Raw genomic sequence first — 13,732 nt, forward strand, 5'->3', positions numbered from 1 at the left:
ACGTGCGAGGCCCGGCGGAACGTCACCAGGACGTTCCGCCGGGCCTCGCGCCGTGCTCAGGGCCGGTCGTCGCGGGTCACGTACCGTTCGCGCACCCGCCACTGCCCGTCCTCGACGACCAGCAGGTCCTCGCACACGCACATCAGCAGCAGCCGGGGGTCCTCGCTCCGGCGGGTCGCCACCACCTGCACGTACGAGCGCACCCGCACCGAGCCGTCCGGCGCCGGATGCTCCACCGCCGCCGTGGACAGCACGTGCCGGCGGACCTCGCCCCCGGCCACCAGGGCCGCGTGCGCGGTGCGCACCCCGGCGGCCAGGGCGGCGTGCCCGCGGACCGGCTCGGGCAGCGACGGCGGCGCGAACAGGCCGTCCGCGGTGAAGGTGGCGGCCCAGGCCTCGGCCTCGCCGGAGTCCAGCAGCTGCATCTGCCGGGCGTAGAAGCGCCCCAGGTCGGCGCAGAGCGCCGGGTACGCCTGCTGCGCCGGGCTGACGGTGTCCGTCATGGTTCTCCCTCCTCGCCCGCGGGATCGCGGGACGCTGCCCGGATGCTCGCGCCCGCGCTTGGAGCCGGGCTGGTGCCCGGGCCAGCCTTCGGCTCCAGCCCGGCTCCACCGTTGTTCCGGAGCCGGCCGGGAGGATCCGGAGCCCGACACCGCGGCCGGCTCCGACCCGGGGCCCCGGCCAGAGGTCGCGGCCCCGAGGCTGCGGCCCCGACCCCACGGAGGTGCCCTGTGCGGCTCATCGACCTGTCCTCGCCGGTGGACGCCACGCTCTGGGAACCCGATCCCGTGGAGCACGAGGTCCTCACGCCCCGCGAGGGTGCCGTGCACATGAGCGAGGAGATGCGCACCCACTTCGGCATCGAGGTCGGCCCCGACGAACTGCCCGACGGCGAGTTCCTCTCCCTGGACCGCCTCACCCTCACCACCCACACCGGTACCCACGTGGACGCGCCCTCCCACTACGGATCGCGGGCCGGCTACGGCGACGGCGTGCCGCGGCACATCGACCGGATGCCGCTGGGCTGGTTCCTGCGGCCCGGCCTGGTCCTCGACCTCACCGACGCGCCCACCGGCGTCATCGGCGCGGACCGGCTGGAGCGGGAGTTCGCCCGGATCGGCCGCCGTCCCGCTCCGCTGGACATCGTCCTGCTGCACACCGGGGCCCAGCGCCACCAGGGCACCCCGAAGTACTTCACCGAGTTCGCGGGCCTCGACGGGCCGGCCGTCCACCTGCTGCTGGACCTCGGCGTCCGGGTCATCGGCACGGACGCGTTCAGCCTGGACGCGCCGTTCGGCGACATCATCGCCCGCTACCGGGCCACCGGGGACCGCTCGGTGCTGTGGCCCGCGCACGTGATCGGCCGGGACCGCGAGTACTGCCAGATCGAGCGGCTCGCCAACCTGGAGGCGCTGCCCGGCCCGGACGGCTTCCGGGTCTCCTGCTTCCCCGTCAAGGTGGCCGGGGCCGGAGCTGGCTGGGCCCGCGCGGTGGCGATCGTCGACGAATGAGCGGCCGCCGCCCGTGACCGGGTCCGCACGTGTACCCGCACCCGCACCGAAGGAGTCCGATGTACGGTCAGGACCTGGCGGAGGTCTACGAACTGGTCTACCGCTCGCGCGGCAAGGACTGGGCCGCGGAGGCCGCCGAGATCACCCGCCTGATCCGCGAACGGCTGCCCGGGGCGGACTCCCTGCTGGACGTCGCCTGCGGCACCGGCGCCCACCTGGAGACCTTCGCCGGGCGCTTCGGCCACACCGAGGGCCTGGAACTCGCCCCGGCGATGCTGGAGCGCGCCGCCCGCCGGCTCCCCGGGGTGCCGCTGCACCGGGGCGACATGCGCGCGTTCGACCTCGGGCGCCGCTTCGACGCGGTGGTCTGCCTCTTCACCGCCATCGGCTACCTGCCGAACCTGGCCGGGCTGCGGGCGGCGGCCGCCGCGATGGCCCGCCATCTGCGGCCCGGCGGGGTGCTCGTGGTCGAACCCTGGTGGTTCCCGGAACGGTTCCTCGACGGGTACGTGGCCGGTGATCTCGCCAGCGACGAGCGGCGCACCGTCGCCCGGATCTCGCACTCCACCCGACACGGCCGTACCACCCGCATGGAGGTCCGGTTCGTGGTCGGCGAGGCCGACGGCATCCGGGAGTTCACCGAGATCGACCTGCTCACCCTGTTCACGCAGGAGGAGTACCTGGCCGCGTTCACGGACGCCGGCTGCCCGGCGGAGTACCTCCGGCCGGACTGGACGGCGCGGGGGCTGTTCGTCGCCCGCCGCGACTGACACCGGCAGCGGTGTCGAACCGGGTGCGAGACGGATGCGAGTGCCGTCGGCTGGGATCGGAGCCCGCCGGCGCCCGTCCGCGCCCGCCGGAGCTTGTCGAAGCCTGTCGAAGACGAAAGGAAGAGAGTTCCTGTGACCATTCGCGTATGGGGATATCTGGACGAGTACGCCGCGGAACGGGAGGACATCCTCGACGCGGTGGACACTGTCTTCGGCTCGGGCCGGCTGGTCCTTGCCGACAGCGTCCGGTCGTTCGAGGAGGAGTTTGCCGCGTGGCACGGCGCCCCGCACTGCGTCGGGGTGGACAACGGCACCAACGCCGTCAAGCTCGGCCTGGAGGCCCTCGGGGTGGGGCCCGGGGACGAGGTGATCACCGTCTCGAACACGGCCGCCCCGACCGTGGTCGCCATCGTCGGCACCGGGGCGACCCCGGTCTTCGTCGACGTGGGCGAGGACTACCTGATGGACGTCTCCCAGGTGGAGGCCGCCATTACCCCGCGGACCCGCTGCCTGCTGCCGGTCCACCTGTACGGCCAGTGCGTGGACATGGCGCCGCTGGAGGAACTCGCCGAGCGGCACGGCCTGGCCGTGCTGGAGGATTGCGCCCAGGCCCACGGCGCCCGTCACCACGGCCGCTTGGCCGGGACCATGGGCCGGGCCGCCGCCTTCTCCTTCTACCCGACGAAGGTCCTCGGCGCCTACGGCGACGGCGGCGCCCTCCTCACCTCCGACGCCGAGGTCGACGGCGCGCTGCGCCGGCTGCGCTACTACGGCATGGAGGAGCGGTACTACGTGACCGCACTGCCCGGCCACAACAGCCGGCTGGACGAGGTCCAGGCCGAGATCCTGCGGCGCAAACTCCGCCGCCTGGACAGTTATGTGACGGCACGTCAGGACATCGCTCGGCGCTACGCTGTGGGGCTCGCCGACACCGAGCTGGTCCTCCCGGAGACGGCTCCCGGCAACGAGCACGTGTACTACGTCCACGTGGTGCGCCACCCGCGCCGGGACGAGATCATCGAAGCGCTGCGGCCCCGGGGCATCGAACTCAACATCAGCTACCCGTGGCCGGTGCACACCATGACCGGCTTCGCCCACCTCGGTCACGGGGAGGGCTCGCTCCCCGTGACCGAGCGGCTGGCCGGTCAGATCTTCTCGTTGCCGATGTACCCCTCGCTGACCGCGGACGCCCAGGACCGGGTGATCGAGGCCCTGCGCGAGGTGCTCAAGAACCTGTCCTGACCGGCCGGTCCGTCCCGTCCGCCGCCGGCCGGGAGAGCCGGGCCGCGTATAGCCCGTTCTCGCTCCGGCTCAGCGACCGCAGCGCGGTGGCGTGCGGGACGAAGTCCGGGTGCCCCACCGCGCGTCGGAAGGAGTCCCGGTCCCGCCACACGGCGAGGTTCACGTAGCCGGCCGGGTCGTCCACCTCCCGCAGCAGGGTGTGCCGGACGAATCCCGGCTGCCGGGCCATGAAGGCGGAGGTGCGGTCGAAGACCTCCTCGAACTCCTCGGCCGGCCCGTGCACGGTGAACCGGTTGACGAACGTCACCTCGGCGCCGCAGGGTGCTTCGGGGGACACGTGCTCTTCGTTCGGCATGGCGGGATCGTCCTCGTCTCGTGTGGGCGGATCGGCGGGCGGGGTGTCCGGCACCCCGCCCGGGCGCCTGCGCGCGGCAGCCGCGGACGCGTGCCGCCGAGCCTGACGGCCGGCTGTGGAGGATGCCTCGACAGCCGCTGGCCGCCGTCGCGGGCCCGGCGGGACCTGCCGGACGCGCCTCAGTGCACCGCCGCCTGCTGGACCAGCGGCCGGGCGACCAGCGCGTCCTCCTGCCGCTCCCGCGCGTAGGCGCGGGCCAGCCGGTCGAAGACGTAGCGGCCGATCCCGTCCCCGCACCGGTCGGTGGCCAGCAGGTGGTGGTCCGCCAGCTCCTCCAGGATGGTCTCCAGGTCCTGGGCCGGGCGGCACAGCAGCTCGGCGGCCCGGCTCGCGGTGAACGGCGTCTCGTCCACCTCGCTGAGCAGCCGGAAGACCTCCTGCTCCGCGTTGGTCAGCCCGTGGTAGCTCGCCTCGAACCGGGAGCGCACGTCCAGCTCGCCGAGCCGGGCCACGTCCAGGATCCGGGGCGTCGCCCCGAGCCGGTCGGCGAGCACCGCGAGCGAGAGGCCCGGCCCCGCCGCGAGCCGCCCGCCCACGCAGCGCAGGGCGAGCGGGTGACGGCCCAGCAGCTCGACGATCCGCAGTGCGGCCTCCGGCTGCCGCTCGATGCGCTGGCGACCGGCCAGGGCCGCCAGGATCTCCAGGGCCTCCTCCCGGGGCGGCGCGTGCAGTTCGACGTGTTCGGCCTCCACCAGGGCGGCCATCCGGCGGCGGCTGGTGACCAGCAGCGCGCAGCGCGGGTCGGCGGGCAGCAGGTGCCGGATCCGGGCCGAGGACTCGACGTCGTCCAGCAGCACCAGGATGCGCCGCCCGGAGGTGCGGGAACGGAACAGCGCCCCGCACTCCTCCAGGCTCTCCGGGATGCGTGAGGCCGGGACTTCGAGGGCCCGCAGGAAGCCGCGCAGCACCTCGGCGGGGTCGCGCGGCTCGGTGGAGGAGCCGCGCAGGTCCGCGTACAGCTGTCCGTCGGTGAAGCGGGTGCGGAGCATGTGGGCGAGGTGCACGGCCACCGCGCTCTTGCCGATCGCGGGCGGTCCGCTGATCACGCCGATGCGGGCCGCGGTGCCGTGGGCCTCGGGGCCGTCCGGCTCGCGCAGCGCCGTGTCCAACTCCTTGAGGACGGCCTGCCGGCCGACGAACCCGGCCAGTCCGGCGGGCAGTTGGGCGGGTATCCCGATGGACTCCGGCGGCGCGAGGGGCGGCGCCGGGAAGACCACGGCGGGCGGCAGGAGGGTGGGGGAGGGGGCGGGCGCGGGCGTGCGCTCGCCCGCCGGGGCGAGGGCGGGCGCCACCGGTGCGGGCTGCGGGCCGCGCGGCTCCGGGGGTTCGGCGGGCGAGTCGGAGAGCAGGGTGTACTGGAGCCGGGCGAGGTCGCTGCCCGGTTCGAGCCCCAGCTCGTCGATCATCTTCTGGCGCAGGATCCGGTACACCTCCAGCGCCTCGTGCCGTCGGCCGGACCGGTGCAGGGCCACCATCAGCAGCCCGTGCAGGTGTTCGTGCAGCGGGTGGGCCAGGACCAGCGCCTTGAGCTCGCTGATGAGTTCGCGGTGCCGGCCGGTCTCCAGGTCGGCCTCGATCCGCAGTTCGAGGATGCGGAAGCGCAGTTCCTCCAGCCGGGTCACGTAGGAGAAGAGCCGTCCGCCGGTCTCGACGTCGGCGAGGGCGGGGCCCCGCCACAGGGCCAGGGCCCGCTCGAAGTTCTCCAGCGCCGCCGCGGAGTCGTTCCGCAGGAGGAGCTCCTGGCCCCGCTCGGCCTCCCGCTCGAAGAGGCTGACGTCGAGGCTGTCCTCCGGGATGCTGAGGATGTAGCCGCCCGGCTGGGTCTGTAGGAGGTTCCCCAGGCCCTGCTTCAGCAGGAGCTTGCGGAACTTGTAGATGTACGTCTGGAGGGTGGTGACCGCGCTCGGGGGCGGGAGTTCGGGCCATAGCTCGTCGATCAGTTCGGGCGCCTGCACCACGGTGTCGTGCCGCAGTATCAGCAGGGATATGACCTGACGCGGCTTGGGCGCGGTCGGCATGATGTTGCGCCCCCGCCACAGGATCTCGACGGGGCCCAAAAGCCGGAACTCCAAGATGTTCCTCCCGTTCAGGTGGGTCCTGACATCTTGTCGTGCTCGTAGCGGAGCGTTGGGGGCGCTCCGGATGAGATCGAGCACGCACCTCGTCATCAGGTGATCGTCGCGACTTCACCGTAAGTCCTTGAATACATCTGGTCAATGACGGGCAGCGGGCCCGGAGGCGGCGAGCGGAGCCGCTGCCAAAAGGACGAGATGTCCTGTTTGTCTGGTTTGGCATTGCCTGCCGGAGGAAAAATTCCCGTAAAGTCCGACCGATCGGGAAGTGGCGGATATTCGATCCCGGTGGGCGCGCGGCCGCGGTCTCCGCTCGGTGCTCGCCAGCTCGTGGGTTCCGCCCTTCGCGCAGGGTCGACAGTTCGAAGGCCGAGCGATCCCTTCCCGCCACCACCGCCGCGTCCGCCACCCGCCACGACCGGCGTGGGCACCGCTTTCCCGGCCCTGGACCGCACCGCCGCGCAGGCGTAGTCTCCGGCCAACGGGCCCCGTGCGCCCGCCTGTTCGAGTGATCCTCCAGCGGGATTCGAACGGGGGAGCGTCCCACCGGACGACCGGATCGGACGTCGGGCCCGCTTCCGGAGCCGCCGCCGAGCCCCGTGACGACCCTCCACGGGCCATTGAGCCGAATGCGAGCCGATCCGCGCACGATCCCTCCGTGGACATTACCGCTGACGCCGGCCCGGAGATCCGCAGCGTCGGGACCGGAGCAGAGAATGCGGATGAACGGCCGAAGGTAAAGGGAGGGACAGAATGAGAGCGCCGGAGAATCGCCGCGCGGTCGTCACCGGAATCGGGATCGTGGCACCTGGTGCGATCGGTGTGAAGCCGTTCTGGGAGCTGCTGACGTCCGGTCGGACCGCCACCCGCACCATCACCGCGTTCGATCCCTCGCCGTTCCGGTCCCGAATGGCGGCGGAATGCGATTTCGACCCGGCGGCGGAAGGGCTCACGCCCCGGCAGATCCGGCGGATGGACCGGGCCGCGCAATTCGCCGTCGTCGCCGCCCGCGAAGGAATCCAGGACAGCGGCATCGACCTGGACGCCCTGGACCGTTCCCGGGTCGGCGTCGTCATCGGCAGTGCCGTCGGCTGCACCACCAGTCTGGAGAACGAATACGCCGTCGTCAGCGACAGCGGGAGCCGGTGGCTGGTCGACCACACCTACGCGATGCCACACCTGTTCGACTACTTCGTCCCCAGTTCGATCGCCACGGAGGTCGCGCACGACCGCATCGCGGCGGAGGGCCCCGTCTCCCTGGTGTCGACCGGCTGCACCTCCGGCCTGGACGCGGTCGGCCGAGCCGCCGACCTCATCGTGGACGGCACCGCCGACGTGATGGTGGCCGGCGCCACCGAGGCCCCCATCTCGCCCATCACCGTGGCCTGTTTCGACGCCATCAAGGCGACCAGCCCCTACAACGACCGGCCGGCCGAGGCGTCCCGGCCCTTCGACCGCACCCGGCGCGGCTTCGTCCTCGGCGAGGGCGCCGCGGTCTTCGTCCTGGAGGAGCGGGAGCACGCCCGCCGCCGGGGCGCCGAGGTCTACGCCGAGATCGCCGGGTACGCGGCCCGCTGCAACGCCTTCCACATGACCGGACTGCGCCCCGACGGACGGGAGATGGCGGAGGCGATCCGGGCGGCACTGGCGGAGGCCCGGACCGACCCGTCGGAGATCGACTACGTCAACGCCCACGGCTCGGGCACCCGCCAGAACGACCGGCACGAGACCGCGGCCTTCAAGCTCAGCCTCGGCGAGCACGCCCGCCGCACCCCGGTCAGCAGCATCAAGTCCATGATCGGCCACTCGCTGGGCGCCATCGGCTCCCTGGAGATCGCCGCCTGCGCCCTCGCCATCCGGCACGACGTGGTGCCGCCCACCGCCAACCTGCGCGAGCCCGACCCGGAGTGCGACCTCGACTACGTGCCGCTGGAGGCCCGTTCGGTGGCCGTGTCCGACGTCCTCACGGTCGGCAGCGGCTTCGGCGGCTTCCAGAGCGCCATGGTGCTGACCGAGCCCGGCAGCCGGGGACGGGCTGCCGCGTGAGCGGGGCCGACCCGGTCGTCACCGGGATGGGCGTGCTGGCCCCGACGGGCCTGGGCCGTGACGAGCACTGGACGAACACCCTGGACGGCGCCTCGGCGATCGGCCCCGTCACCCGCTTCGACGCCGACCGCTACCCCAGCCGGCTCGCCGGCGAGGTCCCCCGGTTCGTCCCGGAGGAGTACCTGCCCAGCCGGCTCCTGCCGCAGACCGACCACATGACCAGGATGGCGCTGGTCGCCTCCGACTGGGCGCTCGCCGACGCCGGGGTCGATCCGGCCGCCCTGCCCGAGTACGGGGTCGGAGTCGTCACCGCCGCCTCCGCGGGCGGCTTCGAGTTCGGCCACCGGGAGCTGGAGAACCTGTGGGGGCGCGGCCCCGAATACGTCAGCGCCTACCAGTCCTTCGCCTGGTTCTACGCCGTCAACACCGGACAGATCTCCATCCGGCACGGGCTGCGCGGCCCCGCCGGCGCGCTGGTCACCGAACAGGCCGGTGGCCTCGACGCCCTGGGCCAGGCCCGACGCGACCTGCGCCGCGGCCAGCGGATGGTCCTCGCCGGCGCTGTGGACGGATCCCCCTGCCCCTGGGGCTGGGTGGCCCAGCTCAGCACCGCCCGGATGAGCCGGCGGACCGACCCCACCCGGGCCTACCGCCCCTTCGGCCCCGAGGCCGACGGCTATGTGCCGGGCGAGGGCGGCGCGTTGCTCGTCCTGGAGCGCGAGGACGCGGCCCGCGCGCGGGGAGCCCTGGACGACGGCCGCTGGTACGGCCGGATCACCGGCTACGGGGCCACCTTCGACCCGCCGCCGGACTCCGGCCGGCCCGCGAACCTGCTGCGCGCCGCCCGAGCGGCCCTCGACGACGCCGGGCTGCGGCCCGGCGACATCAGCGTGGTCTTCGCCGACGCGGCTGGCACCCGGGCGGAGGACGCGGTCGAGGCCGAAGCCCTGCGCAGCCTCTTCGGCCAGTACGGCGTACCGGTCACCGCCCCCAAGACCATGACCGGACGGCTGAGTTCGGGTGGCCCCGCGCTCGACGTGGCCACGGCCCTGCTGGCCCTGCGCGACGGCGTCATCCCCCCGACCGTCAACGTCGCCCGGCCGCTGCCCGAGCACACCCTCGACCTGGTGACGAGCCCGCGCCGGGGCCCGCTGAGTACGGCGCTGATCCTCGCCCGCGGACACGGCGGGTTCAACTCGGCCCTGGTCGTGGCCGGACCCGGCGGGCCCCCGTCCGATCCCACCCAACCGTGACCGGAGAAGAGACCACCATGACCCAGCTGACCACCGACCGGCTCCTGGCGATCCTGCGCGAGTGCGCCGGCGAGGGCGACCCCCTGGAGCCCACCGACCAGCCCGAGGAACTCGACTTCGCCGTCCTGGGCTACGACTCGCTGGCCCTGCTGGAGACGCTCAGCAGGCTGAAGCGCGAGTTCGGGATAGGCATCGAGGAGGATGAGTTCGCCGCCGTCAGGACCCCCGCCGAGCTCACCACGCTCGTCAACCGTCTCCTGGCTCGGTCTCCGTCCGCCTGACGGCCCTCGCCACACCCGACGGCAGCACCCCCCCGATGGTCATCGGCGGCGGCACCACCCCACCCTGACAGCACGCCGGGCGGCGCGGTGCCCCGACAAGACCGGACTGGACACCCGATCGGCGCCGGGCCAGGGACTTCGCTGCGGCGGAAGCAACGGCGGTGTGAACGACCCGGTGTGATTCTCCGGGGCGTGGACGGAGGTCACTGGCTCGGTCGCTCGCCCGCTCGATGTGGGCCTGTTGGCCTGGCGGCGATGTCGAGAGTTGGCGAAAGCAGGTCGATTCGTCGTTGCCCCGTCAAGCCGGTTCGACGAATGCTGGGCCGTGTGAGCCGATGTGAGCGGGCCCTGGGCTGGTGTCATGCGGTCAGCCCGGGGCCTGTGTCTGCGTTTCCGCCAACTATAGGAATTCGATGGTTAGTTAATGTCGAAATCGAACTCGGCGGTGACCGGCGCGTGGTCGCTCCAGCGCTCGGCGTGGGTGGCGGCGCGTTCGACGCGGGCGTCGGTGGCGCGGGCGGCGAGGGCGGCGAGGGCGGGGGTGGCGACCTGGAGGTCGATGCGCCAGCGGATGGACGCCTTTTCTAAAAGGGTCCACCCGTTCGAGGATGGCCTGTTCGAGGGTGCCCGCTGGCCTGGGTGGTAGGGGGCCTCCTGTGAGCATCATGACGGTTTTGGCGCCGGTTCGGGCGGTGGTGGGTTCGCGCGTGTCGGACACGCACGGGGACGAGGGCAAGGTCTCGCACCTGGTGCAGGCGGAGTCGGCGACCCGGCACGCGCTGGCGAAGGAGTGGGAGATCGTCGGGTCCTTCGAGGACCTGGACGTCTCCGCTGAGGTCACTCCGTGGAAGCGTCCGGACCTGGGCCCGTGGCTCACCGAACGCCAGGGGGAGTGGGACGCGTTGGTGTGGGCGAAGGTCGACCGGGCGTTCCGCTCAGCCAAGGACTGCGCGGACCGCGCCCACTGGGCGGAGGAGAACCACCAGGTCTTGGTCTTCACCGACGACGGCATCACGCTGGACTATCGGAAGGGGAGGGAGTCGTCGTTCGGGAACGAGCTGGCCAAGGTCTTTCTGATGCTGGCGTCGATCTTCGCGGAGATGGAGCTCAAGCGGATCAAGGCCCGGGTGACCGCCGCGCACAAGCACCTGCGCAAGACGGACCGGTGGGCCGGGGGGCAGCCACCGTACGGGTACCGGATCGTGGACCGTGTCCCTCTCTGTCAGCCTTGGGTGAGACATCCCGCTTTGTCGGGTTAGCCTGAGAGGGCCCGAGTAGGAGTTCCACCCCTGATGACCAGCACCAAGCCGTCCGCAGCCGACCCGGCTCCCAGGCCGAAGGCCGTCGTGTTGTCGAAAGCGGTGAACTGCAGAGCCTTCTTCTCGGCGAGGAGCTGCGCCAGGTAGTCGGGGCTGGGCGTGTTCATGATCTGCCCCCCGGAACGGGTCTCGGTGGAAGTCGGGTGCCGCGCGCGGTGGTCACGTGGCTTGCTGGGCCGGTTCGGCGACCGTGACTCGCCCGGCGGTGAGGGACGGTCCGGCGGCCAGTGCGCAGCCGAGGGCACCAATGGCCATGAGCGCGCCGACCCAGCCGGGGGCGGTGTAGCCGAGGCCTGCGGTGATGGCGGCGCCACCGAGGGCGGCGCCGAGGGCGTTGCCGAGGTTGAACGCCGAGTGGATGGAGGCGGACGCCAGCGTCGCGGCCTCACCTCCCTCGTCCATGACCCACGTCTGCAGGGAGGGCACGGCGGCGGAGGAGGCCGCACCGATGAGCAGGACGGTCGCGGCTGCTGGGACGAGCCAGTGGGCGGTGACGCTGAGGGCGAACAGGGCCAGGGTCAGGACGGCGAGGGCACCGCCGAGTGCCGCGCGCCGGTTGCGGTCGGCGAGTCGGCCGCCAAGGTAGTTCCCGGCGGTCATGCCGATGCCGAAGAGGCACAGGACGACGGCCACCGCCCCGGTACCGGAGCCGGTGAGGTTGGTGATCATCGGTGAGACGTAGCTGTACGCGGCGAAGACACCGCCGTACCCGAGCGCGGTCGTAGCCAACGCGAGCCACAGCTGGCGGCGGCGGAAGGCGCGCAGCTCACTCCTGAACGAGACCGCCTTCGGGCGGCCCTGAGCTGGGATCGTGACCGCGATGCCCAGCAGACAGAGCAGTCCGATGACGGACAGGAGCCAGAAGGTGGAGCGCCAGCCGAGGTGGTCGGCGAGGAGCGGGCTGATCGGCACGCCGACGATGTTGGCGACCGTGAGGCCGGAGAACATCATGGAGACCGCCCGGGCCCGCTGCTGGGCGGGCACCAGGGTCGCGGCGACGATGGCACCGACCCCGAAGAACGCACCGTGCTGAAGGGCCGTCAGGAAGCGGGTGGCCAGCAGCAGGGCGAAGTCGGACGAGAAGGCGCTCAGGGCGTGTCCGACGGTGAAGAGGGTCATCATGACCAGCAGTGCGCTGCGGTATGAGAGCCGGAGCAGCATGCCGGCCAGCAGCGGTGCACCGACCACCACGCCGAGAGCGTAGGCCGATATCAGGTAGCCGGCTGTGGGGATGGAGGTGTGGAAGTCGGCCGCGATGTCGGGGAGCAGGCCCATCATCGCGAACTCGGTGGTGCCGATGCCGAACGCGCCGGCGGCCAGGGCGAGCAAGGGGATTCTCATGTGGTCCCATCCGGTGTGCGGGATGCTTGCGGGGCCGGCCGCCCACGACGGCCGGCCTGCCGTCGGGTCAGCTTCGGACAGCGAGCACCTCGTCGGCTCCGGTCCGGCACCGCTCCCCGCTTCTCGGGACCCGGCGAGGTCGGCCCTGCTCGCGCGGGACCTGCTGGCGGGCGGGTGATCCGCACCGGCACGCTCAATGCCGTCCTGGACCTCACCTGGCGGTAACTCGCGGTCAGGCCGCAGGCGGGCCCCGTGCGGAGCGTCCGTCACCAGGCGGGCGGCAAGGGCGTCGACGTCGCCCGGGTCCCTGGCGCCCTCGGCCGCCACCGTCACCGGCCTGGTCGGACCGGGCGCCGGGTCAGTGGGGTGCGGCGGCGCGGAGCCGCTCGGCGGCGGCCTCGGGGTTCACGTCGGTGACGAAGGCGTCGAGTCCGGATTCCACGCCGGCCAGGTACTTGAGCTTGCCGGGTGCGCGCCGGACGGTGAACAGCTCCAGGTGCAGGGCGAGTTCGTCGCCGCCGTCCTTCGGGGCCTGGTGCCAGGCGGAGATGTACGGGGTCCGGTTCGGGGCGGCGTCGTCGGGTGCGGGGAACAGTCGGTCGAAGCGGCGCAGCAGGTCGAGGTAGAGGCCGGGGAACTCGGCGCGCTCGGCCTCGTTCAGCGCGGTGAGGTCGCGCACCCGGCGGTTGGGGTAGAGGTGGACCTCGTACGGCCAGCGGGCGGCGAACGGCGTGAAGGCGGTCCAGTGTTCGCCCTGGAGCACCAGCCGTTCGGGGGTGGCGCGTTCGGCGGCGACGAGGTCCTCGAAGAGGTTGCGGCCGGTGCTCGCCCGGTACGCCTCGGCGCGGCCGATCATCCGCATGGTGCGGGAGGGGACGAAGGGGAAGGCGTAGATCTGGCCGTGCGGGTGGGCCAGGGTGACGCCGATCTCCTCGCCGCGGTTCTCGAAGCAGTACACCTGCCGGACCTCGGGCCAGGCCGACAGGTCGGCCGTGCGGTCGGTCCAGGCGTCCAGCACCAGGCGGGCCCTGGCCTCGTCCAGGTCGGCGAAGGAGGCGTCGTGGTCGGGGGCGAAGCAGACCACCTCGCACCGGCCGTTGCCGGGTCGGAGGGTGCGCAGGGGGTCGTCGTCGTGGGCCGTGACGTGCGCGGCCGAGTCCGGGGCGAGCGAGGGGAAGCGGTTCTCGAAGACCACGACCTGGTAGTCGGCCGCCGGGACCTCGCTCAGGCGCCCCTCCTGGGAGGGGCAGAGCGGGCACTCACCGGCCGGGGGGTGGTAGGTCCGCTGCTGACGGTGGGCGGCGACGGTCACCCACTCGCCGAGCACCGGGTCGAGCCGGATCTCGGAGAGGCTCGCGGAGGGTTCCAGCGGGCGTTCGTCCACGGTGTCGCGGACCGCCGTCGGCTCCTGGTCGTAGTAGAAGAGCTCACGGCCGTCGGCCAGCTTGGTCGCGGTCTTGTGCACCGCCGTACTCCTTCATG

General features: G+C 72.6%; 12 protein-coding genes. 7 read left to right on the forward strand and 5 right to left on the reverse strand.

Translation table 11 applies throughout. From position 1 onward, the window contains the following. Positions 1–56: 56 nt before the first annotated feature. Positions 57–503 (reverse strand): nuclear transport factor 2 family protein, encoded by a 447-nt coding sequence (locus tag ACZ6EM_RS07560; RefSeq protein WP_465771942.1) that lies wholly within the window; start codon positions 501–503, stop codon positions 57–59. 228 nt (positions 504–731) lie between these two features. On the opposite strand from ACZ6EM_RS07560, the gene ACZ6EM_RS07565 reads away from it, so the two are divergent. The 3 genes from ACZ6EM_RS07565 to ACZ6EM_RS07575 all read left to right on the forward strand — a co-directional run bounded on the left by ACZ6EM_RS07565 (position 732) and on the right by ACZ6EM_RS07575 (position 3,523). Continuing rightward, a complete protein-coding gene (locus tag ACZ6EM_RS07565; RefSeq protein ID WP_465771943.1) occupies positions 732–1,511 on the forward strand; it encodes a cyclase family protein in 780 nt (259 codons plus the stop codon). A gap of 59 nt (positions 1,512–1,570) precedes the next feature. Beyond that, complete coding sequence (locus ACZ6EM_RS07570) at positions 1,571–2,281, forward strand: class I SAM-dependent methyltransferase (RefSeq protein WP_465771944.1); 711 nt, start codon at positions 1,571–1,573, stop codon at positions 2,279–2,281. Between the two features lie 132 nt (positions 2,282–2,413). Next, positions 2,414–3,523, forward strand: a complete 1,110-nt coding sequence (locus ACZ6EM_RS07575) for a DegT/DnrJ/EryC1/StrS family aminotransferase (RefSeq protein ID WP_465771946.1) — start codon at positions 2,414–2,416, stop codon at positions 3,521–3,523. Here ACZ6EM_RS07575 and ACZ6EM_RS07580 read toward each other — a convergent pair. Both ACZ6EM_RS07580 and ACZ6EM_RS07585 read right to left on the reverse strand, forming a co-directional pair. Next, the gene (locus tag ACZ6EM_RS07580) at positions 3,507–3,878 is read right to left on the reverse strand and encodes an antibiotic biosynthesis monooxygenase family protein (RefSeq protein ID WP_465771947.1); all 372 of its coding nucleotides are present in this window, start codon (positions 3,876–3,878) and stop codon (positions 3,507–3,509) included. The two genes, ACZ6EM_RS07575 and ACZ6EM_RS07580, sit on opposite strands and share 17 nt — an antisense overlap. A gap of 179 nt (positions 3,879–4,057) precedes the next feature. Then, complete coding sequence (locus ACZ6EM_RS07585; protein ID WP_465771949.1) at positions 4,058–6,010, reverse strand: AfsR/SARP family transcriptional regulator; 1,953 nt, start codon at positions 6,008–6,010, stop codon at positions 4,058–4,060. Between the two features lie 753 nt (positions 6,011–6,763). Between ACZ6EM_RS07585 and ACZ6EM_RS07590 the strand changes: the two genes are divergently transcribed. The 4 genes from ACZ6EM_RS07590 to ACZ6EM_RS07605 all read left to right on the forward strand — a co-directional run bounded on the left by ACZ6EM_RS07590 (position 6,764) and on the right by ACZ6EM_RS07605 (position 10,849). Beyond that, positions 6,764–8,056, forward strand: coding sequence for a beta-ketoacyl-[acyl-carrier-protein] synthase family protein (locus ACZ6EM_RS07590; RefSeq protein ID WP_465771950.1), 1,293 nt, complete (start codon positions 6,764–6,766; stop codon positions 8,054–8,056). 26 nt (positions 8,057–8,082) lie between these two features. Next, complete coding sequence (locus tag ACZ6EM_RS07595) at positions 8,083–9,309, forward strand: ketosynthase chain-length factor (protein WP_465772107.1); 1,227 nt, start codon at positions 8,083–8,085, stop codon at positions 9,307–9,309. A gap of 17 nt (positions 9,310–9,326) precedes the next feature. Further along, positions 9,327–9,590 carry an acyl carrier protein gene (locus ACZ6EM_RS07600; protein ID WP_465771951.1) on the forward strand — a complete coding sequence of 88 codons (264 nt, stop codon included), beginning with the start codon at positions 9,327–9,329 and terminating at the stop codon, positions 9,588–9,590. A 665-nt stretch (positions 9,591–10,255) separates the two neighbouring features. Next, positions 10,256–10,849: a recombinase family protein gene (locus tag ACZ6EM_RS07605; protein WP_465772108.1), complete on the forward strand. Its 594-nt coding sequence runs from the start codon at positions 10,256–10,258 to the stop codon at positions 10,847–10,849. Between the two features lie 219 nt (positions 10,850–11,068). Here ACZ6EM_RS07605 and ACZ6EM_RS07610 read toward each other — a convergent pair whose 3' ends face one another. Together ACZ6EM_RS07610 and galT are read right to left on the reverse strand one after the other, a co-directional pair. After that, entirely contained in the window at positions 11,069–12,250 is a 1,182-nt protein-coding gene (locus ACZ6EM_RS07610; protein WP_465771952.1) for an MFS transporter, read from the reverse strand. Positions 12,251–12,608: 358 nt separating this feature from the next. Continuing rightward, positions 12,609–13,715 (reverse strand): galactose-1-phosphate uridylyltransferase, encoded by a 1,107-nt coding sequence (gene galT / locus ACZ6EM_RS07615; RefSeq protein ID WP_465771953.1) that lies wholly within the window; start codon positions 13,713–13,715, stop codon positions 12,609–12,611. Positions 13,716–13,732 lie beyond the last annotated feature (17 nt).

Source organism: Kitasatospora sp. NPDC041917 (assembly GCF_055589745.1).

Excerpts from the sequence above, each read along its gene's own strand:
- ACZ6EM_RS07590 (WP_465771950.1), top strand. The coding sequence starts at position 6,764 with ATGAGAGCGCCGGAGAATCGCCGCGCGGTCGTCACCGGAATCGGGATC.
- ACZ6EM_RS07605 (WP_465772108.1), top strand. The coding sequence starts at position 10,256 with ATGACGGTTTTGGCGCCGGTTCGGGCGGTGGTGGGTTCGCGCGTGTCG.
- ACZ6EM_RS07595 (WP_465772107.1), top strand. The coding sequence starts at position 8,083 with ATGGGCGTGCTGGCCCCGACGGGCCTGGGCCGTGACGAGCACTGGACG.
- ACZ6EM_RS07570 (WP_465771944.1), top strand. The coding sequence starts at position 1,571 with ATGTACGGTCAGGACCTGGCGGAGGTCTACGAACTGGTCTACCGCTCG.
- ACZ6EM_RS07560 (WP_465771942.1), bottom strand. The coding sequence starts at position 503 with ATGACGGACACCGTCAGCCCGGCGCAGCAGGCGTACCCGGCGCTCTGC.
- ACZ6EM_RS07600 (WP_465771951.1), top strand. The coding sequence starts at position 9,327 with ATGACCCAGCTGACCACCGACCGGCTCCTGGCGATCCTGCGCGAGTGC.
- ACZ6EM_RS07610 (WP_465771952.1), bottom strand. The coding sequence starts at position 12,250 with ATGAGAATCCCCTTGCTCGCCCTGGCCGCCGGCGCGTTCGGCATCGGC.
- ACZ6EM_RS07580 (WP_465771947.1), bottom strand. The coding sequence starts at position 3,878 with ATGCCGAACGAAGAGCACGTGTCCCCCGAAGCACCCTGCGGCGCCGAG.